Raw genomic sequence first — 23,252 nt, 5'->3', positions numbered from 1 at the left:
AATGGAGTAACTGAAAAATGAACAATCTTGATTTCAAGGGCCGGGTGGCAATTGTCACGGGTGCCGGACAGGGAATGGGCCGTGAGCACGCAAAGATGCTCGCCTCCCGCGGGGCGCGCGTGGTCGTCAACGACGTCAACGTGGCGAACGCCTCCGAGGCCGTGGCCGAAATTACTGACGCCGGCGGTATGGCAGTGGTTGACAGCAATAACGTTGTCACGAACGCGGCTGACATAGTCCAGACCGCACTGGACTCCTTTGGGCAGCTCGACATCGTCGTGAACAACGCCGGGATCAACGCTTTCGGCCGTTTCTGGGAGATGGAGCCCGAGACGTGGTGGCGCATCTTCGATGTGGCCGTAAAGGGCGTGGTCGGAGTCTCACGTGCTGCCATGCCGCACCTCATTGCCTCCGGCAGTGGCCGGCTTATCAATATTTCGTCGAACGGGGTCATGGGCGTGCCGACGGACTCGGCCTACAACGCTGCCAAGGCCGCGATCTGGGGTCTGGGTATTACCCTCGCGGCCGAGGCCCGTGAGGTGGGAGTTCAAGTCACCACCCTGATGCCGGTTGCCTTGACACCGATGACGGAGGACGCCTTTCCCAATCCCGTCATCAAGGACGCCATGCGCACCAATGTTCCGGCGAGCTCTGTGTCTGCGTTCGTGACGTGGCTGGCGCACCAGGACACGACAGTCTTCGGCGAAACGTTCGAGATCGCCGGAGTGGCTGCCGGTCGCGTGGCCATTGCCGGCATGCCGCGAATGAAGGTCGAATCACCTACGCCCGAGAGTTGGGCCGACAGCGGGGAGGCGCTCATGAAGGACGGCGAGCTGCGGGCATTCGGCAATGCGAGCGAGTCGTTCCGCGACCAGATGGTGTACTTGGCGCCCGAATTGGACACGGTGCTCCCAGTCGACGCAGCGGACGTTTCGCGGTGACGGTCGCGGCATCAATCACCACGTAGGGGCAAGTTCAAGGCCGGAACCGGCTCACAAACAAGACAAGGATTCTCATGAAGATCGGCATTGTAGGAGCAGGATCAATCGGAGCGACACTCGCCCGCAAACTCAGCGGAGCTGGCCATGATGTGAAGGTTGCTAATTCCCGCGGCCCTGAAACCATCAGTTCGGACATTGTGGCGGCGGGAGCCAAGCCAGTAGAGGCAAGCAGCGTCGCCACCGACATCGATGTCCTCATCACGTCCATACCGCTCAGCCGGATGCCGGAGGTCAAAACCCTTATCGAGGACCTCCCGGCCCACGCGGTCATCGTCGATACGTCCAACTACTACCCACTACGTGATGGACGGGTGGATGCCCTGGAAAACGGGATGGTCGAAAGCGTCTGGATCACCCAGCAGCTCGGGCGTCCCGTTGCCAAGGCCTGGAACGCCATTACGGCTGGGTCTTTCGAGGCCTATGGACGTGAAGACGGCGATCCCGATCGGATCGCGATCCCTGTGGCCGCGGATCGCGACCACGACAAAGCGGTGGCGATGGCCCTCGTCGAGGAAACCGGCTTTGACGCGGTCGACGCCGGATCCCTGGCGGAGTCTTGGCGCCAGCAGCCCGGATCCCCCAGCTACTGCACCGATCTCACCCGCCAGAAGATACCCCACGCCCTTGCTTCAGCCGATAAGGCGCGGAGCCCACACCGACGCGACATCGCACTTGCTGCCATTACAGAACGCTTCCCGAACTATTCGGATGTCACCGCCGATTACCTTGTTCGACTTCACCGGGCCCTCTACAGCTAAACCCGTGACTATTCGCCAGCAGCCCCAGGCTCAAGGAGCATCAATGAACCGTAAGGAAGATATCGTCATCGTTGGGGCTGCCCGGACTCCCCAGGGCCGGTTGATGGGTCAGCTCGCCGCGTTGTCCGCCGTCGAGCTCGGCGGTGCTGCAATCGCTGCCGCCCTGGACAGGGCAGGCATCAGTGCAGATGCTGTTGACGCTGTTCTCATGGGACAGGTAATCCAGGCGGGCGCTGGCCAGAACCCTGCACGACAAGCAGCAGTAGCCGGCGGCATACCGCTCAATGCCCACGCTGTCACCGTTAACAACGTATGCCTGTCCGGACTGACCGCGATTATCGAAGCCAGCCGGCTACTCCAGCTTGGCGAAGCGGAAGTAGTCATCGCGGGCGGACAAGAATCAATGAGCAATGCTCCGCATCTGCTTCCCGGTTTACGCGCCGGGCAGATCTACGGGGATGCCGTGCTGTCGGACTCTGTTGCCCATGACGGGCTAACCGATGCCTTCGACCACGAGTCCATGGGCCTTAATACTGACCGTGCCAATGACGTACACGGCATCGCTCGTGCCGAGCAGGACAAGGCCGCTGCAGACTCCCATCGACGGGCAGCAGCGGCCCAGAGCGCAGGGTACTTTGATGCGGAAATTGTTCCGGTCAAAGTGCCGCGTCGGCGGGGAACGGCCGAATTGGCAGGCATGGACGAGGGTGTCCGTCCGGACAGCAATGCGGAGTCCCTCAGCAAACTCCGGCCGGCTTTTTCCCCTGGCGGTACCGTAACGGCAGGCAACGCATCGCCGCTCACTGATGGTGCTGCCGCCGTCGTCCTTACCACGCGCGGATACGCAGAGACCCATCGCCTGGAGATCTGGGCTGTGCTCGGAGCTCATGGACAGATTGCGGGCCCCGACACATCCCTGCCGGACAAACCAGCGCAAGCCATTGCGAAAGCGCTCGGAGCCGCGGGCTGGACCGTAGAAGAGTTGGATTTCGTGGAGATCAACGAAGCGTTCGCGTCCGTAGCCCTCCACTCAGCTGCGCAGCTCGGAATTGCGATGGACAAGGTCAACGTGAACGGCGGCGCCATCGCTCTCGGACACCCCATTGGCGCCTCCGGGGCGCGCGTGGTTGTCTCCGCTGTCTACGAGCTGCAGCGCCGCGAACGGGGCAAAGTTGCTGTGGCACTGTGTGGTGGAGGCGGCCAGGGCGAGGCGCTGCTCCTGTCCCGGACCCGATAGATGACTGGAGTAATTGAGCCCATGAAGGAGGCTACGCCGAACACCGGCAAAACGGTGGACTGGGCTGCCGAGCTGGATCAACTGCGTGTCCTGGTCGCCAAGCAGGAGCTGAACGAGAACATGATCCAATATTGCCGGGGCATGGACCGGAAGCAACTGGACCTGATGAAGTCCACCTACTGGCCTGAGGCGACTGAGGATCATGGCATGTATGTGGGCCTGTCCCATGACTTCTGCGACTGGGCCTATTCCATGCGGCGGGAGTCCTCCCACAAGGCCAGCCACTACGTGACCAACATGCTCATTGAACTCAACGGCAACCAGGCCAAGCGTGAAACCGCGTTTATCTATCTGACCGTGCCGACCGACGGCGGCCCTACGGACCTGCTTTTTGGCCGTTACCGGGATCTCTGTCAGCGGCGCCAAGGGGAGTGGAAGGTGCTCGCGAGGACTTGCGTCTGGGACGGGGCGCAACGGCTCGGTCCGGAAGCGGACGTAGCCGAGCTGTTTGGCATCCCACCCACGTCCAACTTCGGCGATCGCTATCCGCACGACCCGATCTATGCCACGGATTGGGGAAAAGCATCCCCTGTCCAGACCACGAATGCAAAGGAGCATTTCAATGACTAGCGATCAAATCCTCGCTGGAAAGCACATCCTCATTACCGGCGCCGGTCGCGGCCTCGGCGAGGCTTATGCACACGCGGCCGCAGCGGAAGGTGCCCGCGTCGTCGTCTCGGACATTAATGCCGAAAGTGCCGAGGCTGTGGCGGAGGCGATCAATCGGGAGGGCGGCGAAGCATTAGCCGTCGCGGCCGATGTCACCGATTGGGACAGTTGTCAGCGGCTGGTCTCTACTGCGGTAGAGCGCTTCGGGAAACTTGACGGCCTTGTAAACAACGCCGGCTATTTGGAGACCGTGACTGCCGGGCAGGAGACCCAAGAGCACATCCGCCGCCATGTGGACATCAACGTCTGTGGTACCTACTTCATGTCAGTCCATGGCCTTCCCGCCATGGAGGGACGCGGATCGATCGTCAACGTGACCTCGGGCGCGGTTGTAGGTCTCCGGATGATGAGTGCTTATGCCGCAGCCAAGGCGGCGATCGCCTCGTTGACTTTCGCCTGGGCAACCGAGTTCGGCGCCGAAGGTGGAGACATCCGGGTAAACGCCATGGCACCCCATGCCGACACGCCGATGATGACGGCCGGCACCGAGGCGTACACGAAGTTCTTCGGCGGAAACCCCATCGCGCCGCCGCCGTCCACAAACGCTCCAGCGGTGCTTTATCTCCTGTCTGACCTCAGCAAGGGAGTAAACGGCCAAGTGGTCCGTTTTGCGAACGGGCATGACCTCATGCTGCTTTCGCACCCGGCCGTCGTCGACTCCGCCCTCACCCGCGAGTCATGGACGCCCCTTGATGTCAGCGCTGCGTTCGATGACGTCCTGCGCGCCAGGATGCAGCCGTGCGGCCAACTGACGTACATGGATTCCCGCATCACGGAGCCAGAACTGACGGAGTTTGCAGGAGTCAGCCAGTGAACGAGCGGAATGAACCCGCGAAGCGCAGCGTCGACGTCCTGATTATCGGAGCTGGTCCGGTGGGACTTTCGGCGGCGATCCTCCTGGGGCGGTTCGGCGTCGACACCCTCGTTGTCGAGCGACGAACCGAGCGGTCGCGCCACCCCAGGTCCCGTGCGGTCAGTTGCCGCACCATGGAGGTTTTTCGCGAACTCGGTCTCGCGGAAGAAGTACGGGCTGCGGCACTTCCTGGCGGACCACGGCGCCTGCTGGGAAGCGATGCCGTATCACCGTGGCGTTCTGTAGTCACCAGCAGCGGTGCTGACGGCCCCGCCGACACCAGCCTCGGTCCGGAGACCCTGGATGTGGTGCTGTGCTCACAGGACGCCCTTGAGCCCATCCTCGTTGACGCGGCCCAGGCAGAGGACACGGTCACGATCGAGTTCGGAAGGACGGTGTCGACGGTTAAGGACACAGGGACAGAAGTCCTCGTGTCCATAGCCGATGATGATGGCTCTGTGGACGTTGCCGCAAAATATGTCATCGCGGCCGACGGCGCCGCCAGCCAGGTGCGCACTGCCCTGGGGATCGGGACGACGGGCGATCAGGACCTGCAGACGGCCGTGAGCGTACTGTTCCGTTCGCCTGTTATCCAGCGGCGCACGGGCGATCCGTCCAGCTTTATCTATCTCGATAATCCAGGGACCATCGGCGCTGTCGTGATCGCTCCCGTTGACGCGACCGATCGGGTAGCGATGCTGGGCCGCCCACTGGTCATGGACAGGGTGCCCTTCGAGGACATTGACTGGACGACGCAAATACGGAACGCGATCGGCGATCCTCACGAGTCGGTGGAGTTAATGGACGCCCGGACCTGGACTGTGGGCGCCTGGGTGGCAGACAGCTACCAGTCCGGCCGGATCCTGCTCGCCGGAGACGCCGTGCACGTCATGCCTCCATACGGCGGCTTCAACCAAAACACCGGCATTCAGGACGTCCACAACATCGCATGGAAGCTGGCAGCTGTCCTCAAGGGCTGGGCTGATCCTGCCCTCCTGGCCACCTACGAAGTGGAGCGGCGGCCCGTTGCAGTGTTTAATATGGCCGAATCCGTCCGCAACTTCCGATCTATTGTGGGTAACGCCGATGAAGGCCCCCGCTCCTTCCGGCCGGAAAACTTTGTACACCCTGGCCTGGACATCGGATTCCGCTATAACCGTGGAGCGGTAGCGGGACCCACCTCGCCGGATGCCGGCTGGCCGGTGGGAACCTTCACGCCAACTGCTGCCGTGGGTGAACGCGCCCCGCACGTGTGGCTCAACGCCGAGGAAACTGCTTCAACGCTTGATTTGTTCGGACGCGAACTGACCATCCTCGCGCGCTCCGGTTCGGAGCCAGCAAGGGAGGCAGCGCGGCGCGCAGACATCCGTGGCATTCCATACCGCTTGGTGACGTTCGGGCCCTCAGGTGACTTTGACGCTGCAGAGGCCGAGTGGGCGGCTGCTTACCGTGTAAACGGGGACGAGGCCATCCTTGTACGGCCCGATGGGCACGTGCTGGCGCGGTTGGACAGCGAGGACCCGGCAACGCTGGACGCCGCCCTGCTCGCTTACACCGGCCGGAGGACTGCCGCATGATTCCGGCAGAGTTGGACCTGCCGCCGCCGGCAAGTCCAAGGCAGGCTCGAAACGCTATTCTTCGCGCGGATTTTTGCCAACGACTATTGAGAACTCGCGCTATTTGTATATACAGTTCATATTACGAGAGTTTAGACGCGCTGGCCGGACGGCCTTATGGAGCGCGACTCATGGCTCAATCACAGAAATAAGGAGATTCACGATGGCGTGGATAACGTTTGATGATTACAAGGACAAGTACCAGCACATCAAATTGGAGCGTGACGAGGATGGCATTCTGCTGGTCACGTTCCATACGGATGGAAGCGACGTCGTCTGGGGTGTGGGAGTCCATGACAATGTTTCATCGCTCTGGGATGACATCAGCAGGGACCGGGGGAACCGCGTTGTCATCATCACCGGAGCGGGCGACACCTTCATCGACAAGGAAGCCCCGATTGATAACAAGAACTGGGTAACCCCTGAGATCTGGCTCGGCCTTCATCACGACGCCAAGCGCCTTGTGCTCGGCCACCTCGACATCGAGGTTCCGATGATTGCCGCAGTAAACGGTCCGGCGAGGTATCACAATGAGCAGGCGCTGTTGTGCGACATTGTCATCGCTTCCGAGGATGCCGTGTTCGCCGATCATGCACATTTCTCCCAGGGAAACATTCCCGGCGACGGCATGCAGATCATCTGGCCGCTGGTCATCGGCCTGAACCGGGGCCGGTACTTCCACCTCACCGGCCAGGAGATCACTGCGCAGCAGGCATACGAATGGGGTGCCGTGAACGAAGTGGTGCCCAAGGATCAGGTAGTCACCAGGGCATATGAACTTGCCCGGATGCTTGCCGCGAAGCCTACGCTGACGCTGCGCTCCACGCGGATGCTGATGGTGAACGAGCTCAAAAAGACCATGAATGACGCGGTCAGCCACGGAATGATGACCGAAGGTCTTGTTGCCATGGGCGAAGGCTGGAATCCGACTCCGCTCACGGGACCGGAGCTGGCCGCGGGTGTAAAAACTCCGGCCTGACGCAAATGAAAGCGCCGACGACTTGAGATGTCGTCGGCGCTTTCTGCTCGTGAATCAGTTGCAACAAACTGTCAGGAATAACCGAAGTGGCGGGCCTTGCGGGCCCAGTCTGCCGCATCGATTGCTTCCATGATGGGTATGTAAGCGCCGCCTTCTGCTTCGCCCTCGAGCAACTCACCACGCGCGAGGAGGGACAGATTCTCGCGAAAGCCCGCCACGGCACCGTTCACGGTGTTGATGACCAGCAGCATCTTTACACCCGCGTCTTCGAGTTCCTGGCGCTCTTCCAGGGTGGGATTCTTTACGGTCACCATGACGTACTTGCCAGGAACGACTTCTGAGAGCTTGGGCAGGTCGAGGAGGGGGTAGCCGCACGGATAGAGCATGTCAGCGCCGGCAGCAGAATAGGCAGCCATGCGTTCGGCGAGGTTGTCGAAGCCAAAGCGGCTGGCGTCCGATCTGGCCACGATCACCATATCCGGGGACGTCCGGGCTTCCACGCAGGCACGGATGATGTCACTCATCTCCTCGACGGTTCGAAGTTTGAGTTGCGGCTTCCAGCGCTCCCCGCCGTCTCTGGGTGTCCAAAAGTGCTTCGTTGCAGGCACCATGTCTTCGACCAGCAGGGCTGCGACGCCGGCTTGCTCGGCAAGTTGGACGCCACGGAACGCTTGAAGGGGTGATCCTCCTGCATCATCAAAGTCGAGAATGAGTGGCAGGTCTGTGACTGCGGTGATGCGCCTGCCGGCCTCGATGAGTTCTCCCTGGGAGATAAAACCGTTATCCGGCACCCCGTAGTGGAAGTTGGAGTAAGTGCCCCCGGCGATAAGCACGACGTCGAAGCCGGCTTGCTCAATCAACTTCGCTGAGAGTGCATCGTAGGCTCCCGGCGCGATGATCATTTTGGAATCCGCGAGCAGTTCCCGGAGTCTTTGCGCGGGTTTCATGGTTATTTCCCTTCATTCCATCCGAAATTGTGGCTAGCACGAGAAAGAACAAATCCTCGTGGAAAGTAGCAATGTTACTATCGTATCACGGTAGTAACATTCACCATTTGAAATATCGAGTTCAATAACGAGATCAGCAATCCGCAGCTCTCTTCCCATCATGACGACCCAAAGGATGAACGATGCAACAAACCCAGCCTCAAGCGGGAGCAAGCAACAAACAGAGTGAGCCAAGCGTTCACGTCAGCAACTCCGGGGGAGTTCGCATCATGACGATCACCCGTCCGCACAAGCGAAATGCCATTGACCGCCCCACAGCACTGGCGCTTGCAGCTGCGTTCGATGCGTTCGACGCCGATGATTCTGCAAGTGTCGCCATCCTCACCGGCGCTGGCGGATACTTCTCGGCAGGCGCTGACCTCGTATCGGTTGCAGCGGGAGACGTCCCGGTCCTTGAAGGACGTGGTTTCGCCGGCATCACCCGTCGGCCGCCCGTGAAACCCGTCATTGCCGCCGTCGAAGGCTACGCCTACGCAGGGGGATTTGAGCTTGCCCTCGCATGCGATTTGATCGTGGCCAGCTCAACGGCCTCGTTTGCCCTTCCTGAGGTAAAGCGGGGACTGATCGCCGCAGGCGGCGGGCTACTCCGCCTACCGGACCGTATGCCGTATCACATCGCGATGGAGCTGGCGCTGCTGGGAGAGCCGATCACTGCGGCCCGCCTCGCCGAGCTCGGCCTCATCAACAGGCTGACGGAGCCGGGCAAAGCACTCGACACGGCACTGGAACTCGCCGGGAAAATTCAGCTCAACGGACCCGTTGCAATGAAGACTGCCAAGCGCATCATCTCGGAATCGCGGTATGCCGCAGCGGAGGCGCGCTTCGCTGCCCAGGAAGAAATCGTTGCTCCGTTGCGAAGCGGACCGGAAGCGCGTGAGGGTGCCCTGGCCTTTGTGGAACGGCGCGACCCCGCGTGGGCAGTCGCTGCGCAGGGCAGCGATAGCCGCTGAGCAAACAAATGGAAGTCTGGCGTGGCTTCCTACGTCATTGGCGTCCTATGCCGTGTCGCTCAGGGGCCGCCCCCTCTTAGCGTTGTTTCAGAGCAAAGATCGGTTGAAATGCCGCAGCACTAACATCCATAAACACGAAAGGCCAAGGCAACGATGCCCGAAAATCACCAGAAATTGCACTTCGGACCGGCACGTACAGAACTGCACGTAGGCGTTGATCTCGAGCGGATGCGTCGAGAACGCGCTGACCGTATGCGGGCCCTGATGCGCTCCAAGGGCATACCTGCGCTCCTGCTCACGGGCGCGGACAACGTGCGTTATCTGACAGGTTTTTGGTGGGGAGAATTCTCGCTCCAAGTGGGCTATGCATTGTTCTTCGCAGATGAGGAACCAATCGTGTTCGCGCCAGCGGGATCCCTCCAGCAAATGCCCGACCAGGCTCCATGGATTACACAGTGGCGCCCAGCCATCTCTTGGCTCGGCGGTGTGGCGCCCAGTTCTGCAATTGCCGAACTGTCGGCCGTTTTCGCAGCCCAGATCCGCGACGAACTTGCATCACGATCTCTCGAGGGCGAGCAGCTGGCCGTCAGCGAGATTGATGAGCCCGGTATGAATGCCCTGGCCGATGCGGGCATCCAAACAATTCCCGGGCTCCCTCTCTTGCTCGAATGCTCAACGATCAAGACCGCTGATGAAATCTCCTGCATCTCGATGGCGGCGAGCTTGAGCACTGCAGGGTTTGAGGCGACGCGGGCCGCATTGCGGCCCGGAACCAAGCAGGCCCAGATCGCGTTGATGGCTCGTCGCGCCATTGAAGATGCCGGTGCGGAAGTGGGAGCCGCCCGTCTGCTCTCCGGACCACTGTCGTTCCCCCGCGGGATCAGCGGTGGAGACCGCATCGTTGAGCATGGCGATCTCGCCTACCTCCTCACCTGCGGAACTTCCTACATGGGGTACACCGCGTGTCTCTACCGCCAATACGTCGTGGGCCGCGCCCCGACGTCAGCCGAGCGCTCGTCCTATGCAAAGCTGACGGACCGTTTGGATCTGGCGATGTCGCTCATGAAACCCGGCGCGAGCACAGCTGACGTGGCCTCCGTACTCGCACCGGCGGAAGATCTTGGCTTTCCGTCCGAGGCGGAATGTTTCAGCATCGAACTGGGTCACGGGATCGGCCTGGTCAACGCAGGGTCCCGGGCAATCCACTACAACCCGCCCACCATTACGCGCTCGTGGTCCCTTGACCATCCTGAGGAGATCCAGGAAGGCATGGTCATTGCCATCGAAGGTATCGAAGGGCAGCACCGCGTCGGAGGCGTACGTCTTGAGAATCTCGTTGTCGTGACGGCAAATGGCGCGGAACTGCTTGACCACTACCCGCGCCTGGACATGGTCCAAACTGCCGGGTGATTATCCCCGGCCAGACCGATTGCGAAAGCGAAACACCGAAGGTTGCCATGACCCTGATAGTTGAGAAGCACGTCCCTGTCGCAATGCGCGACGGCGTTACCCTCTCCGGAGATGTGTATCGGCCAAGTGATGGGGAACCGCGCTCCACAGTTCTGATACGAACGCCCTACTGCAAGGATGACCCCGCGCACGCCAACACGTGGATTAACGTCCTGCGCGCCGTGGAAAGCGGCTGGGCGGTGGTGGTTCAGGACGTACGGGGCCGGTTTCGAAGCGAGGGCGACTTCGTTCCTTTTGTGAATGAAGCCGATGATGGTGTGGACACTATCCAGTGGGTGCGCGGGCAACCGTGGTCCGACGGCAAAGTGGGCATGGTGGGCGGGTCATACGTAGGTATCAGCCAGTGGTTGGCGGCGGCGAAGAATCCTGAAGGCCTCATTGGCATTGTTCCCGCTGTGACCGCCGACGACGTCCATTCCGGTTGGCTTTACGAGGACGACAACGTCGTGTTGGGATTCCTTGCACACTGGGTGTCGATTCTCCTCGCAAGCGCCGGTATGGATGAAAATAGCCGTCCGCGGATCGCAGGCCTGGAGCGGAACGTCGCAGAGGGGAAAATCCGTACTTTTCACCAACTCATCGAGGAGGCGGGGGAATTCGCGCCGTACCTGCGCGACTGGCGGGATCGTAGCCGTTCGCTGGTGGATCCGGAGCTGGCTGGCCACGTTGAGGTGCCGGCGTTTGTCATCGGAGGCTGGTTCGACATTTTCCTTCCAGGAACGGTTGCCAGTTTTGTCCGACGAGAGGCCATGGGTGCGCGGAGTCTCCATGATCGCCTCTTGATAGGGCCCTGGGCGCACGGTCTCATGGGCGGATGGTTCCCGGCGCGCTTCTTTGGTCCTGCATCATCGTTTGACAGCCTGGACCCGACCTCCCTTCAACTCGGTTGGCTGGAGGAAATACGCGACGGCCGCAACCACGCTGACCACCCTGTGAGTGTTTTCTCCATGGGAGCCGATGAATGGCGATGCTTCTCAAGCTGGCCACCGGATGACGCCCGCCGAATGCAGCTTCAATTACGCTCCAGCACGCCGGACCGTGCTGAAACGAGTGCGGATACCTACGGCGTGCTGTCACTGGAGCCACCCGTACCGACAATCGGCGGGCGAACATTCTTCCCGGGCTACAAGGTGGGCGCGAATTCAGGTCCGCGAATGGTGGACGCATTGAGTGCGCGCCACGACGTGCAGACCTTCGTTTCAGATCCACTGTTCGAAGACGTCGAGATCCTCGGGTCGGTCACGTGCAGCCTCAAGGTGGCGGCCACGGGTCCCACGCCTGTGGTCATCAAGCTGGCGACACTTGATGACAACGGCTCCTCTGAGCTGCTCTGCGAGGGGTCCTCATTCAGCACTGCGGAGGGTACCGGCGGGAAGTCAATCACCGTGGATCTTGGATCCACTGCGATCCGGCTTTCGAAAGGAACCCGCTTGTGCGCTTACCTTGCCAGCTCAGATTTTCCCCGGTTGGAGGACGGCCCCCGGACGTCCCTGGAAGTTTGTCATGGGGAAGGGGGTCCGGTACTGGAACTTGACGTACTACGGCTGGGTTGACTCTCCTTCTTCATCGTCCAGGCGGCGGGCTTCCATCAGGGCATCGAGGCACACCTGGAAGTGCTCCTCGTTGGTAAATCGATGAAGCGGGACCGTAACCGTCAGAGCAGTGCGGGGGCGTTCGGACCCTTCGAAGAGAGGAACTGCCATGCCGCAGACGCCAAGAACGTATTCCTGGTGGTCCAGTGCGTAACCACGCGATCTGGTCACCTCAAGATCGGCCAAGAATTCAGGAAGGGTAGTGATCGTATGCTCGGTTCGCCGCGTGAGTTCACCGTCTACGGACCGGATCCGTTCCAGTTGTGATTCGGGACCGAAGGCGAGGAGGGCCTTGCCTGAGGCGCGAGCATGAATGTCGCCGGAAACGCCAACCCTAAGATCCGCTACCCGAACCGCGTGGCTGCCCTCCTCAACGGCGACCACAGTGACAGTGCCGCCTTGCCACCCGGAAAGGTAGGCGCTTTCGCCGGTAGCATCAACCACCATCTTCAAGAGACGCAGCGCCAGGGGCGACGGACGCCAGTCGTCTTCCACGCGCGAACTAAGATCCAGGATTTTCCCGGCGGCGAGTTTGTAGGTGCGCTCGTTACGTTCCAGATAACCGGCATGTACAAGCGTCGCCAGTAAATGGGAGGTCGTCGCAATGTGCAGGTTTACTGCGCTCGCGATGGACTGGGCCCGCATGGGCTCCTTCGACGCCGCAACGACATCAACGATGTTCAGGGCCCGGGCAACCGACTGCACCAGGTCCTTCGGGGCTTCGCTGTCGGGGGACGGTTTGTCGACTGCCTTAGTTGTACTTGCCATGCGGAAATCATACGCACATGGCGAAAGGAGAGCTACAGCGCCATGAGAAAGAGTCGGTACCCGGGGACAGCATTTTATCCGTTGACAGCAACTAGAAAGCTAGCGTAGTTATTACATTATGAACGCAACTATCACATCAAGAGAGTTTGAGCGGGATGGCGACGCTGCCAGGCCCGCTGCGGGAGCGGAATCTGTTCAGTTCGCAGCTCCTGTCCCGATAGGAAAAGTGGGGCAGATAGGGATCCTTGTGCCGGACCTGGACGAGGCCATCGACTTGTACGGCCGAGCCTTCGGCATCGACGAGTGGACTTGTTACAGCTATGACCAGGAGTTCATGCCCTGGTCACGCTTTGGCGCCGAGGAAGGCGCTTTTGCCATGAAGCTCGCCATGGGCGGGTCCAATCCCCAGATCGAGCTCATCCAGCCATTGGCCGGTCCAAGTATTTATCACGAGTTCACCGAACAGGGGCGCACCGGCCTGCACCACTTGGGCGTCTTCGTGGACAGCTTGGATGACGCGATCACGCTCATGGAAGGGTCCGGATATCGGGTTACACAAACCGCGCGTGGCTATGGCCAGGGCGGCGACGGCGGATTTGCCTACTTCGATACCGAACGTGATCTCGGCGTCGTGGTCGAGGCAATAGAAGTCCCCGCCCGCCGCAGGCCGGGGACCATCCGACGTACTGGAGGAATGTAAATGTTGGATAGCAAGGCCGTTTTGAGCCCGGTGCGCATCGATAACCCTCTAAAGGCAGAGAGTGTGGCGGTGGTTGGCCCCTCCCGGGACGCATGGAAGACCTCGGGACGGACCTTGGATTACCTCGCCCGGCTCGGCTTCGAGGGGCGGTACTACGCAGTCAGCAGCGTGCACAAGGAAGTGCTCGGTGTACCCACCGTGGAGAGCCTCTCCGACCTCCCCGAGGTGCCCGACGTTGCTGTCCTCGTGGGTCCGGCCGACAGGGTCATCGAGGATCTTCGCGAGTGCGTGGCGCTCGGCGTCCCTTTCGCGGTGGCCTTCGCTGCCGGTTTCGGTGAGACCGGCAGGCACGACCGCGACGAGTTGCTCCGTGCAGAATTGGCCAAGGGCACCACCCGACTTATCGGGCCCAACTGCATCGGCTTTATGCACGTGGGCCGGTCACTGACCGCAACGTTCTCCTCGGTCCTGCAGCGTAGTGCGATTCCGGCAGGTCACGTGGCGATGTTCAGCCAAAGCGGCGGACTGGGAAACGCGCTCATGCAGTCCCTTTCCGCACGCGGCGCGAGTGGCTTGACTGCATGGGCCAGCTCAGGGAACGAGATTTCTACGGGCTTTACCGACTGGGCGCAGTGGTTGGGCGCTGATCCGGACACGCATGTCCTCGCCTGCATCGTCGAGAGCTTCAGCGCAAACGACGACCTCGAAGCCGCTGCAACCGCTGCGGGGGACCGCGGTATCCCGGTCATCGTCCTGAAACTGGGACGGTCCACCCGCGGCGCGATGAGCGCACAGTCGCATACCGGCAAGCTGGCGGGCAGCGGCCGTGTCGCTTTGAGCGTCCTGCGCCACCGTTTCGGAATGGTGTGCACGTCGCCTGAGCAACTCCTTGATTTGACCGAGACTTTCGACGTCTTCCATGGACGGCTCTCCGGCGGTGACCAGGAACTGACGGTCGTCACGACTTCCGGCGCCCAGGTTGGGCTCTGGAACGACCTGGCCGATGACCGCGGCCTGACTTTCCGGGATCTTGAACCAGATGCGCTCCAATCAATCGGCGATGCGGTTGGCAGCAATCACCTCGGCAACCCCATCGACGTCGGAGTCCAGTCATCCACTGCCGACTACCTGCGCATCCTTGAACGGGTCTTCGCCACGACGTCGGACGGTTGGGTTATCGTGACGGCGACCCGGCTCGCGCACGATTTCGATGAGCTGGCGGCCGGTATCGCCGGGATGAGCATCCCGGCGGGAGTGCGCGTCATGGTGGTCCCGTTGTCCGAGGACGACCGGGTCACGGCCGCCCAGGCCGGGATCCTGCGCAAAGCAGGAGTGCTTTCCCTGCCTACAGCGGGGCGTGCGCTGGATGCCATTGCGGCCGCATCTTCATGGGCCCACGTCCAAAGAACCCGTGCCAACCGCGGAGATCTCGTGGGGAGGGCCCTCAAGACGACGACGACTGACGGGACGTCCAACCTGACGTCCAACCTGACGTGGCGTGAGGTGGCTGAATCCTTGGCGGAATCCGGTGTCCCTGTGCCCGCCAGCCGCGCCGTCCGTGATGTCGACGGCGTTGTCCAGGCTGCCGAGGAGATCGGCTTCCCAGTGGCGATCAAAATTGACGACGCCGAGATCCTGCACAAGGCAGACGCCGGCGGCGTTTTCATCGGCGTCAACGACGCCGACAGCGCGCGTGCGGCAGCCACCCAGCTCGCATCCCTCCAGGGGGAGGCCGCGACGATCTCTGTCCAGGCGATGGCACCAGGGAAGACCGAAGTCCTCCTGGGGCTTCGACGCGATCCCGAATTTGGTCCGGTCCTCGTCATCGGCGCCGGCGGCGGGATGACTGAGGCAATCGACGATATAAGTATCCTTCCGCTCCCGGTGTCCCGGTCGGAGGTCCGGCAAGCCATCTCTGACGCGCGCGTTGTGGCCACCAGCCTTCGCGGTGAGGCCGGCGGGAAGACCCTCGAGGCCCTTACGAGCAGTGTGATCGACATAGTTGCCTGGGCCGAACGGCACGGGAACATCCACGAGTTCGAATTCAATCCCATCCTTGCGGACCCGGCGACAGCAACCGTCACGGTCGTCGATGCTGTCGTCTCAGTCCACACCACCTCGTTAGGACCAACAACATGACCAGCGCAGCTACTGCCGTACCGGCAAAGCAGATCACCGATGAAGACGTCGCTTACATGAAGAGCTTTGTCGGCGAGTCAGCCGTTATCGTGCAATGGAACGAGGAGGCCAGCACCGACTCGATCCGCCACTACGCATGGGGGATCGGCGACGAGAACCCGCTGTGGCTATCCGATTCGTACGCGCAGACAACGCGGTACGGTACCCGGATTGCACCCCCCACCTTCCTCTACTCCGTGTGTGACGCCGAAGTCGCAATGGGCATGTCAGAGGGCCTCCAGGCCATTCATCTTGGTGCCGACCTCGACTTACGCCGGCCGATCCGGCTGGGGGAGCGGGTGCGTGCCCGCGCCTTCGTCGAGGACGTACGCGAACGGGTTGGCCGCCGGTCGGGCCGTCTCGTGGAGCAGGTGGGGCGCACCGATTACTTCGTCGGCGAAGAGCTGGTCGGGATCGTCCGTAACACGATCGTCTGCGTGGCTCGAAGTTCCGAGGCCCAGCGGATGCACGAACCGCGAGACCCGCATGTCTACACGGACGAGGAGAAGGACCAGATCCGAGCCGCGATCCTTGCTGAGGAGATCCGCGGTCAGCGCACGCGTTTTGCTGAGACGGTATCCGTCGGCGATGTCGTGCCGCAGGTGGTCAAGGGTCCGCTCGACCTCATCACCATGACTGCGTACTACGCGGGCGCAATCGGTACCGCCGGCTACCGCGGCGTCGAGACCCGAGTGCGCCAGCAGGAGCGAGTGAGGAACGGCGACCCAAACGCGCCGACGAACCTCGGTCCCGAGCACTTCCTCTCCGAGCCCTTCCCGAGCTTGGGACACCAGGACGCTGCCATGGCGCATGCGATCGGTATGCCGGGGGCGTACGACAACGGCAACCAGCGCGTGTCGTGGATGTCGCACTGCGTGACCAACTGGATGGGCGACGACGCGGATCTTGTGTCGCTTTCGGTCCGCATTAAGCAGCCGGGTGTCTTTGGTGATACCCAGTGGATCGGAGGCGAGGTCACGCGCGTGTTCCGGGATGAGAACCATGGAGCATGCGCTGAACTCACACTGAAGGCCATTAACCAGTTAGGTGTAAGACCACGAGCGCCGTAGCGATCGTCGCCTTGGCCGAGACCCGCACGAGTTGACGCTAACCGGGTGGATGACTGGCTGACGCATTTTCCCGCCATATTGGCGTCCATTGCCATGCCGGTCCTGCCCCAGCGGCTCTTAGCGTTATTTGTGAACCGTTATTTGTGAACGAGGATCGGCAAAGAAGCCGACGCACTGACATCAAAGGAGATCCGGTGGGCTTTTCAAACGTACGAAATCAGGCAGACGGGACTGAGGAATATTCCGTCGTCGTGATCGGCGCCGGCATGGGGGGCATCTACGCCCTCCACCGTTTTGCAGATCTGGGACATGACGTCCACGGCTTTGAGGGAGCAGACGGCGTCGGGGGCGTCTGGTATCACAATGCCTACCCGGGTGCCCGCGTGGACTTGGAGAGCCACAGCTACTCCTTCATGTTTGATCCCGAACTTTACGCGGGATGGGACTGGAGCGAACGATACGCAGCGCAACCCGAAATCCTGCGCTACCTGAACTATGTTGCGGACCGCCTCGATGTGCGCCGAAACCTTTCGCTAAGCACCTGGGTGACGTCGGCTGAGTGGCAGCCGCATGAGAACAAATACTTGATCAAGACCAATACGGGCCGGACAGTTTGGGCCCGCTACCTGGTCATGGCGACCGGACAGCTGTCAAAGCCGCGCAAGCCGGACTTCCCCGGCCTGGATGATTTCCAAGGTGAGTGGCATCAAACCGGCCACTGGCCACAAACCCCCGTCGAGTTTGCCGGCAAGCGCGTGGCAGTCATAGGAACGGGCTCTTCAGGCGTGCAGGCTGCGACTGAGATCGCCAAGACCGCCGGGCAACTCTATGTCCTGCAGAGGACCCCGAACTACTCGATCCCTGCACACAACGGGCCAGCGGACAGGAGGAAGAAGGCACGGCTCAACAAGAAAGTCCTGCAACTGCGTGATGAGTCATACAATTCTCCAGTTGGGTACGTCATGCAGGGCTTTGCGGGCAAGGCTTCAGACTTTTCCGAGGAACAGCAACAGCAGATTCTCGAGTCGAGATGGGCGTTCGGGGGCCAGACTTTGCTCGGAACTTTCTCGGACCAGGGGACGAACATCGACGTTAATAACGTTGTAGCTGAATTCGTCCGCGGAAAGATCCGCGACATGATCGATGATCCGGAGACCGCGGAGAAGCTGATGCCAACCTCCTACCCAATCGGCATACGGCGCCTCTGCATCGACACCGGGTACTACTCGATCTTCAATCAAAGCAACGTCAGTCTGGTTGACTTGAGAAGTGATCCGGTGGAGCGCATCACCAAGACCGGGATCAAGACCCGGAACAATGAGTACGAGGTTGATCTCATCGTTTTTGCCCTCGGCTTCGAGGCCTTTACGGGAGCCCTGGACCAGGCCAACGTCCGCAATGAGCACGGCCAACAGCCCAGCGACCGGTGGAACCATAAGCCGCAGACCCATTTGGGGGTCATGACGCATGGATTCCCCAACCTGTTCATGCTTACCGGCCCGCAGAGCCCCAGTGTGCTTGCAAACTTCTTCGTGGGGAACAACCAACACGTTGATTTTGTAGCGGACATCATGGCGCACGCCGAAAAGAAGGGCGCCGTCCGCATTGAGGCCAGCCTTGAGGCAGAGCGGGAGTGGGGCGAGCACTGCAATGAGATTGCGGAGCCGCTGTTGCGCCGGGCCGTGGACAACTACATGGTCCACGTCAACAAATACGACGGCTCGCGCTATTTCATTCCGTATGCCGGGGGCTTCGACAAATACGTCAAAAAGGTCCAGGAAGTTGTCTCCGATGACTACCGCGGCTTCATGTTTTCGAAGGCGTTCGCGTCCGGCAATGCAGGACAAACCGGGAATGAAAGCCGGAGCCGTGACGCGGTTCTGACAGCAAAGTAGATAGACAGCCAACGGGCTCCCCGGAAGCAGGACTGGTCATCCAGTTCAGGCTTCCGGGGAGCTTTTGTTCTTGCGGGCAGTGTTCGGCAAGGACACATCTTGGCGCAGTTTCCTTCCTTGTTGGCGCCGATGGCCATGCCGCTGCAGCCCCATCCGCTCATAGCGTTGATGGTGGGCCAACTACCAGGACATGAAGGAACAACCATGGACAACATACTTGAAGGCAAGACAGCAGTAATCACCGGTGCGGGTTCAGGCATGGGTTTGGCAACCGCCCGCCTGTTTCATCAACATGGCGCAAACATTGTCCTGGCGGACTTCTCCGGGGCCCAGGAGAAGACGGCAGTCGAGCTGGGAGACCGCACGGTGCCGATCCAGGCTGACATCTCAAACTCGGTAGACGCCAAGGCCATGGTCAGCTTGGCCGTCAGCGAATTCGGTGGACTCGACATCCTGTGCAATATCGCAGGAGCCAATGCCCCAATGGTGCAGCACCATGAGGCGCTGGAATCGGACTTCGACAAGATGATCAACGTGAATCTCCGGGGTGCTTTCCTCACGATGAAGTTTGCCATTCCGGCAATGTTGGAGCGCGGCGGGGGATCGATAGTCAATGTGGCTTCAGCCGCAGCCTTGATGGGAACGCCCTTGTATGGCAGCTACAGCGCCTCCAAGACCGGCCTCCTGGGATTGACCCGCACCATCGCGCTTGAATACGCGGCACAGAATATCCGCGCGAATTCCATCTGCCCGGGCCCCATCAGGACTCCAATGATGGAAGAAGCCCTCGCGGAAAACCCTGCGGCCGCCGACTACCTCATCAATATGGTTCCGGCACGTCGGGTCGGAACCGCAGAAGAAGTAGCCAACGCCGTCCTGTTCCTCGGCAGTGAGCAGTCTTCGTACATTACCGGGATCGCCCTGCCTATTGACGGCGGCCAGACCGCTGCGTAGGGGTCCCGGCGTATTCGGTCCGGGAGTGGTTCAAGGGCGACCACTCCTCGGGCGCGAGAGGAAGAAATCATGAGCCAAAAATTTATGACCCGGCCGAAGGTCAGCGCGTTCGGCAACGACCCCTTGGTGGTGCGAAGCACGTTCGCGCAGTTTCCCTCCGGCGTTGCAGTGCTCGCGATCGAAGCAGGCGACGAGAAGCATGCGCTCGTCGCCTCATCGTTCATGGTTGGAGTGTCGCTGGAACCGTGCCTGGTTGCGGTAGCTGTGCAGAAGTCGTCGGAGACGTGGGAACAGATCAAGGACGCTGCCTCGCTCGGGGTTTCGATCTTTGGCAAGGGGCAAGGGCATCTGACCCGCAAGCTCGCCGGCAAGGACCGCGCTGCACGGTTTGAGCAGGTGGCAATCGACGTCGGTGAGGACGGGGCCGTGTTCATAGAAGACGCGGCATTGTGGCTCGAGTGCTCCATCCATGAGGTTTCAGAAGCCGGCGACCACTGGATGGCGCTGCTTGAGGTGAAGAAGCTGGGAGTCGGGGAAAACGAGCCGCTCATCTGGCACGGTGCAAAGTTCCGCGAGCTTGTTAACTCCCGGTCGATCGACGTCGTGTAGCGGCCTGGGCCGGTTGCTGCACGTGGGAGCTAAATACGCGCTGGGAGGAAAATATGAGCGCCATTGATGCGGTGTCCAATGTCGGGTTTCCGTCACTCGCTGCGCATGACATCCCGGCGGACCGTACCGTGATAGCGGCCGTGGTCCAGTGGCGGGACAAAATTGCCCTGTTCAGAAGAAGCGGAAATCTTGGTCACGACTGCGGTCTTTGGCATTGCATCACCGGTTTTATGGAAGCCGGTGCCACGCCTGAACAACAGACCCTTGAAGAGTTATTTGAAGAAACCGGCCTCCAAGACAAAGATCTCCTGGCCCTCCTGCCGGGCCCGGACGTGGTGGTGGCCGACGGTTTGGGGAATCCGTGGCTCATCCACACTTTCACTGCTGTGACGTCCCGCTGGCGGCTGAAGATCAACTGGGAAAACGACGCCTACCGGTGGACCGCTCCGCACAAGGCCAAGCGGTTCGCCAACCGGGTGGCCTGGCTGGACAATGTGCTCGATGCAACCGGTCACGTCCCGGCCATCATTTCGGACCCTGAATCTGGGCCGGTCCCCGGATGCTCCACCTCCAATCCACTACTCTCAAAAGAGGAATAGATATGACCACCCTTGGAATTATTGGCACCGGAAACATCGGTGCTGCCATAGCGCGTCTGGCCGTAAGTGCCGGGATCCGTGTAGTGCTGTCCAACTCCCGCGGCCCGGAGACCCTAGGCGGCTTCGTCTCAGAGTTGGGACCCCTGGCTTCCGCCGGCACCGTCGAACAGGCCGCAGCGGCCGGAGACGTTGTGGTGCTGTCCGTGCCGCTCACGGCACACACCGCCGTTCCTGCCTCCCTCCTGGAAGGGAAAGCTGTACTGGACACCACCAACTACTACCCGTTCCGGGATGGAAGGGTGGCTGAGCTCGACGAGGAACGGCTCACTACGAGCGAGCTTGTCCTGCGGCACTTTCAAGGAGCCGGCCTGACAAAGGCATTCAATAACATCCTGGCGCACCACATTCCGCAGCTGGTTCGCCCCGCCGGCGCCTCCGATCGCACCGCCCTTCCGGTGGCGGGCGATGACATCTCTGCCAAAACCAAGGTAATGGGCGTCATCGAGCAACTGGGTTTCGATGCGGTGGACGCTGGCGCGCTGGCTGAGAGCTGGCGTTTCGAGCCGGAAGCCGCTGCCTACACCAGGCTTTACCTGGCTGACACCGCAACCCCGGACGAAAGCATGCTCGAAGCTCCCGCGGCACCTGTGTCAGCTGAGCGTCTGGGCGAGGCCCTGAAGCGGGCCGAACCAGTGCGGGTCGCCGCACGCACGTTCTAAAAACCCCAACGAGGGTAGTCAAAGAAGCTGCCTGACGTTTGAAGTAGAAAGTCTGGATATATGTCTCTCACAGATGCTCAACTAACTGAGTTGTATGACAAGCAAGCCCTCCACGACAATCTGATGTTGTACGCGAGGGGCGCGGACCGGCACGACCGCGAGCTGATGAAATCCACCTACTGGCATGATTCATTCGATGATCACGGCAGCTACGTCGGAAACGGCCATGGGTGGGCCGATGCAGCCATGACCTGGCACGACAAGATCCACAGTTGCAGCCACCATATCTCCAATGTCTTGTCCGAGATCGACGGCAATCGGGCGAAGCGCGAAAGCATGTTCATCTGCGTTGTCCCCTTCAAAGAGCCCGAAGTAACAATGTTCCAGGCAGGCCGCTACCGCGATCTGTGCGAGAAGCGCGATGGCGTGTGGAAGATCCTTCATCGGACCTGCATCTGGGACTGGATCGACGTCCGGCCCATCAACTCGGATTGGGACGTCGTAAATGTCCCTCGTGTCTCACACTGGGGAGCTTGGCACCCGGAGGACCCGATCTACCTGGACTGGGTGGACAGCCCACCGACGGAGTTCTCGCGGTAGTCACTGCATCTGCGGCGACTGCCTTCCCTGGACCAACGTTGTCTGGCCCAACACTAAAGCGCCTGCCGGCTCCCTTTACAGGGGCCGGCAGGCGCTTCTGTGTGTTCCGGCGTTTAGCGGGCGTAGGGGTCGGCGATGCCGATGTATTGGGTGGTGGTGTATTCGTTGATGCCTTCGGAGCCGCCTTCGCGTCCGAGGCCTGATTGCTTGACCCCGCCGAAGGGTGCTGCGGCGTTGGAGATGACGCCGGCGTTGAAGCCGACCATGCCGAACTCGATCTGCTCAGCGACACGGAGGAGGCGGTTGAAATCTTTGCTGTAGAGGTAGGACGCGAGCCCGTACTCGGAGGCGTTGGCCAGGCGGATAGCGTCCTCTTCGCTGGTAAAGGTGGTGACGGGGGCGACGGGTCCGAAGATTTCCTGGCCCAGGATCGCTGCGTCGTTCGGGACGTTGGACAGGACGGTGGGCTGGTAGAAGTAGCCGGGTCCGTCCACGGGCGCACCGCCGGTGACAGCAACAGCTCCGGCGTCGACGGCGGCACTCACCAAAGCGTGCACATCCTCCCGGGCCCCGGCGTCGATCAGCGGACCAACCTGCGTGGTGGTTTCCGTTCCGCGGCCGGTCACCAGCGCGCCCATGGCGGCGGCGAACTTGGCCGTGAACTCCTTTGCGACGGATTCGTGGACGAGGAACCGGTTGGCGGCGGTGCAGGCTTCGCCCATGTTCCGCATCTTCGCGGCCATGGCGCCTTCGATTGCTTTGTCGAGGTCGGCGTCTTCGAACACGATGAACGGGGCGTTCCCGCCGAGTTCCATGGAGGTCCGCAGGACGTTCTGTGCGGCGTCGGCCATGAGCCGCTTCCCGACCGGGGTGGAGCCGGTGAAGGAGATCTTCCGCAGGCGTGAATCCTTCAGCAGCGGCCCGGAAATCCCGGACGCGCTGGAGGAGGCGACGACGTTCAGGACTCC

22 protein-coding genes are annotated in these 23,252 nt (G+C 61.2%); 19 read left to right on the top strand and 3 right to left on the bottom strand.

Translation table 11 applies throughout. The annotated features are described in order from the left end of the window. The first annotated feature begins 17 nt into the window (after positions 1–17). The 7 genes from AC1DD5_RS19820 (at position 18) to AC1DD5_RS19790 (ending at position 7,173) form a co-directional block, all read left to right on the top strand. A complete protein-coding gene (locus AC1DD5_RS19820) occupies positions 18–941 on the top strand; it encodes an SDR family NAD(P)-dependent oxidoreductase (RefSeq protein ID WP_477522503.1) in 924 nt (307 codons plus the stop codon). A 74-nt stretch (positions 942–1,015) separates the two neighbouring features. Then, entirely contained in the window at positions 1,016–1,759 is a 744-nt protein-coding gene (locus AC1DD5_RS19815; protein WP_477522502.1) for an NADPH-dependent F420 reductase, read from the top strand. 43 nt (positions 1,760–1,802) lie between these two features. After that, the gene (locus tag AC1DD5_RS19810) at positions 1,803–2,996 is read left to right on the top strand and encodes an acetyl-CoA C-acetyltransferase (protein ID WP_477522501.1); all 1,194 of its coding nucleotides are present in this window, start codon (positions 1,803–1,805) and stop codon (positions 2,994–2,996) included. Further along, positions 2,997–3,626 (top strand): nuclear transport factor 2 family protein, encoded by a 630-nt coding sequence (locus AC1DD5_RS19805; RefSeq protein ID WP_477522500.1) that lies wholly within the window; start codon positions 2,997–2,999, stop codon positions 3,624–3,626. Next, positions 3,619–4,539 (top strand): SDR family NAD(P)-dependent oxidoreductase, encoded by a 921-nt coding sequence (locus AC1DD5_RS19800; protein ID WP_477522499.1) that lies wholly within the window; start codon positions 3,619–3,621, stop codon positions 4,537–4,539. The genes AC1DD5_RS19805 and AC1DD5_RS19800 overlap by 8 nt, the downstream gene beginning before the upstream one ends. Continuing rightward, positions 4,536–6,155 carry an FAD-dependent monooxygenase gene (locus AC1DD5_RS19795; protein WP_477522498.1) on the top strand — a complete coding sequence of 540 codons (1,620 nt, stop codon included), beginning with the start codon at positions 4,536–4,538 and terminating at the stop codon, positions 6,153–6,155. The genes AC1DD5_RS19800 and AC1DD5_RS19795 overlap by 4 nt, the downstream gene beginning before the upstream one ends. Positions 6,156–6,357: 202 nt before the next feature. After that, positions 6,358–7,173 (top strand): enoyl-CoA hydratase/isomerase family protein, encoded by an 816-nt coding sequence (locus tag AC1DD5_RS19790; protein WP_230116537.1) that lies wholly within the window; start codon positions 6,358–6,360, stop codon positions 7,171–7,173. A gap of 71 nt (positions 7,174–7,244) precedes the next feature. Here the strand turns inward: AC1DD5_RS19790 and AC1DD5_RS19785 are convergent, their stop codons facing one another. After that, the gene (locus tag AC1DD5_RS19785; protein WP_477522497.1) at positions 7,245–8,120 is read right to left on the bottom strand and encodes an isocitrate lyase/PEP mutase family protein; all 876 of its coding nucleotides are present in this window, start codon (positions 8,118–8,120) and stop codon (positions 7,245–7,247) included. A 182-nt stretch (positions 8,121–8,302) separates the two neighbouring features. Between AC1DD5_RS19785 and AC1DD5_RS19780 the strand changes: the two genes are divergently transcribed. The 3 genes from AC1DD5_RS19780 to AC1DD5_RS19770 all read left to right on the top strand — a co-directional run bounded on the left by AC1DD5_RS19780 (position 8,303) and on the right by AC1DD5_RS19770 (position 12,153). Beyond that, positions 8,303–9,130, top strand: a complete 828-nt coding sequence (locus AC1DD5_RS19780) for a crotonase/enoyl-CoA hydratase family protein (RefSeq protein ID WP_477522496.1) — start codon at positions 8,303–8,305, stop codon at positions 9,128–9,130. Positions 9,131–9,283: 153 nt separating this feature from the next. Beyond that, positions 9,284–10,540 carry a M24 family metallopeptidase gene (locus AC1DD5_RS19775; protein WP_431115052.1) on the top strand — a complete coding sequence of 419 codons (1,257 nt, stop codon included), beginning with the start codon at positions 9,284–9,286 and terminating at the stop codon, positions 10,538–10,540. A gap of 47 nt (positions 10,541–10,587) precedes the next feature. Further along, positions 10,588–12,153 (top strand): CocE/NonD family hydrolase, encoded by a 1,566-nt coding sequence (locus tag AC1DD5_RS19770; RefSeq protein ID WP_477522495.1) that lies wholly within the window; start codon positions 10,588–10,590, stop codon positions 12,151–12,153. Here AC1DD5_RS19770 and AC1DD5_RS19765 read toward each other — a convergent pair. Beyond that, on the bottom strand, positions 12,139–12,960 hold the full coding sequence (locus AC1DD5_RS19765) for an IclR family transcriptional regulator (RefSeq protein WP_442015625.1): 822 nt from the start codon (positions 12,958–12,960) through the stop codon (positions 12,139–12,141). The two genes, AC1DD5_RS19770 and AC1DD5_RS19765, sit on opposite strands and share 15 nt — an antisense overlap. Before the next feature lie 118 nt (positions 12,961–13,078). On the opposite strand from AC1DD5_RS19765, the gene AC1DD5_RS19760 reads away from it, so the two are divergent. From AC1DD5_RS19760 to AC1DD5_RS19720, 9 genes are all read left to right on the top strand, one after another. Next, entirely contained in the window at positions 13,079–13,660 is a 582-nt protein-coding gene (locus AC1DD5_RS19760) for a VOC family protein (protein ID WP_477522494.1), read from the top strand. Next, complete coding sequence (locus tag AC1DD5_RS19755; protein ID WP_477522493.1) at positions 13,661–15,799, top strand: acetate--CoA ligase family protein; 2,139 nt, start codon at positions 13,661–13,663, stop codon at positions 15,797–15,799. Beyond that, positions 15,796–16,908, top strand: coding sequence for an FAS1-like dehydratase domain-containing protein (locus AC1DD5_RS19750; RefSeq protein ID WP_477522492.1), 1,113 nt, complete (start codon positions 15,796–15,798; stop codon positions 16,906–16,908). Before AC1DD5_RS19755 ends, AC1DD5_RS19750 begins: the two co-directional genes overlap by 4 nt. A 194-nt stretch (positions 16,909–17,102) precedes the next feature. Continuing rightward, positions 17,103–18,803 carry a flavin-containing monooxygenase gene (locus AC1DD5_RS19745; protein WP_477522491.1) on the top strand — a complete coding sequence of 567 codons (1,701 nt, stop codon included), beginning with the start codon at positions 17,103–17,105 and terminating at the stop codon, positions 18,801–18,803. Between the two features lie 204 nt (positions 18,804–19,007). Next, a complete protein-coding gene (locus AC1DD5_RS19740; protein WP_442005459.1) occupies positions 19,008–19,757 on the top strand; it encodes an SDR family NAD(P)-dependent oxidoreductase in 750 nt (249 codons plus the stop codon). 69 nt (positions 19,758–19,826) lie between these two features. After that, complete coding sequence (locus tag AC1DD5_RS19735; RefSeq protein ID WP_442005458.1) at positions 19,827–20,366, top strand: flavin reductase family protein; 540 nt, start codon at positions 19,827–19,829, stop codon at positions 20,364–20,366. Positions 20,367–20,419: 53 nt separating this feature from the next. Beyond that, complete coding sequence (locus AC1DD5_RS19730) at positions 20,420–20,965, top strand: NUDIX domain-containing protein (protein ID WP_442005457.1); 546 nt, start codon at positions 20,420–20,422, stop codon at positions 20,963–20,965. Between the two features lie 2 nt (positions 20,966–20,967). Then, entirely contained in the window at positions 20,968–21,684 is a 717-nt protein-coding gene (locus tag AC1DD5_RS19725) for an NADPH-dependent F420 reductase (RefSeq protein ID WP_477522490.1), read from the top strand. Between the two features lie 60 nt (positions 21,685–21,744). Beyond that, complete coding sequence (locus AC1DD5_RS19720; RefSeq protein ID WP_442005455.1) at positions 21,745–22,284, top strand: nuclear transport factor 2 family protein; 540 nt, start codon at positions 21,745–21,747, stop codon at positions 22,282–22,284. A gap of 113 nt (positions 22,285–22,397) precedes the next feature. Here AC1DD5_RS19720 and AC1DD5_RS19715 read toward each other — a convergent pair. After that, a partial coding sequence (locus AC1DD5_RS19715; RefSeq protein WP_477522489.1) for an aldehyde dehydrogenase family protein occupies positions 22,398–23,252 on the bottom strand: 855 nt, incomplete at its 5' end.

The sequence above is a fragment of the Paenarthrobacter sp. 10L420 genome (genome assembly GCF_056395385.1).
This window is presented reverse-complemented; position numbering and strand designations above follow the sequence as displayed.

What these genes read in the sequence shown, in the direction of transcription:
- AC1DD5_RS19820 (WP_477522503.1), top strand. Translation starts at nt 18, where the DNA reads ATGAACAATCTTGATTTCAAGGGCCGGGTGGCAATTGTCACGGGTGCC.
- AC1DD5_RS19815 (WP_477522502.1), top strand. Translation starts at nt 1,016, where the DNA reads ATGAAGATCGGCATTGTAGGAGCAGGATCAATCGGAGCGACACTCGCC.
- AC1DD5_RS19810 (WP_477522501.1), top strand. Translation starts at nt 1,803, where the DNA reads ATGAACCGTAAGGAAGATATCGTCATCGTTGGGGCTGCCCGGACTCCC.
- AC1DD5_RS19805 (WP_477522500.1), top strand. Translation starts at nt 2,997, where the DNA reads ATGACTGGAGTAATTGAGCCCATGAAGGAGGCTACGCCGAACACCGGC.
- AC1DD5_RS19800 (WP_477522499.1), top strand. Translation starts at nt 3,619, where the DNA reads ATGACTAGCGATCAAATCCTCGCTGGAAAGCACATCCTCATTACCGGC.
- AC1DD5_RS19790 (WP_230116537.1), top strand. Translation starts at nt 6,358, where the DNA reads ATGGCGTGGATAACGTTTGATGATTACAAGGACAAGTACCAGCACATC.
- AC1DD5_RS19785 (WP_477522497.1), bottom strand. Translation starts at nt 8,120, where the DNA reads ATGAAACCCGCGCAAAGACTCCGGGAACTGCTCGCGGATTCCAAAATG.
- AC1DD5_RS19780 (WP_477522496.1), top strand. Translation starts at nt 8,303, where the DNA reads ATGCAACAAACCCAGCCTCAAGCGGGAGCAAGCAACAAACAGAGTGAG.
- AC1DD5_RS19775 (WP_431115052.1), top strand. Translation starts at nt 9,284, where the DNA reads ATGCCCGAAAATCACCAGAAATTGCACTTCGGACCGGCACGTACAGAA.
- AC1DD5_RS19770 (WP_477522495.1), top strand. Translation starts at nt 10,588, where the DNA reads ATGACCCTGATAGTTGAGAAGCACGTCCCTGTCGCAATGCGCGACGGC.
- AC1DD5_RS19765 (WP_442015625.1), bottom strand. Translation starts at nt 12,960, where the DNA reads ATGGCAAGTACAACTAAGGCAGTCGACAAACCGTCCCCCGACAGCGAA.
- AC1DD5_RS19760 (WP_477522494.1), top strand. Translation starts at nt 13,079, where the DNA reads ATGAACGCAACTATCACATCAAGAGAGTTTGAGCGGGATGGCGACGCT.
- AC1DD5_RS19755 (WP_477522493.1), top strand. Translation starts at nt 13,661, where the DNA reads ATGTTGGATAGCAAGGCCGTTTTGAGCCCGGTGCGCATCGATAACCCT.
- AC1DD5_RS19750 (WP_477522492.1), top strand. Translation starts at nt 15,796, where the DNA reads ATGACCAGCGCAGCTACTGCCGTACCGGCAAAGCAGATCACCGATGAA.
- AC1DD5_RS19740 (WP_442005459.1), top strand. Translation starts at nt 19,008, where the DNA reads ATGGACAACATACTTGAAGGCAAGACAGCAGTAATCACCGGTGCGGGT.
- AC1DD5_RS19735 (WP_442005458.1), top strand. Translation starts at nt 19,827, where the DNA reads ATGAGCCAAAAATTTATGACCCGGCCGAAGGTCAGCGCGTTCGGCAAC.
- AC1DD5_RS19730 (WP_442005457.1), top strand. Translation starts at nt 20,420, where the DNA reads ATGAGCGCCATTGATGCGGTGTCCAATGTCGGGTTTCCGTCACTCGCT.
- AC1DD5_RS19725 (WP_477522490.1), top strand. Translation starts at nt 20,968, where the DNA reads ATGACCACCCTTGGAATTATTGGCACCGGAAACATCGGTGCTGCCATA.
- AC1DD5_RS19720 (WP_442005455.1), top strand. Translation starts at nt 21,745, where the DNA reads ATGTCTCTCACAGATGCTCAACTAACTGAGTTGTATGACAAGCAAGCC.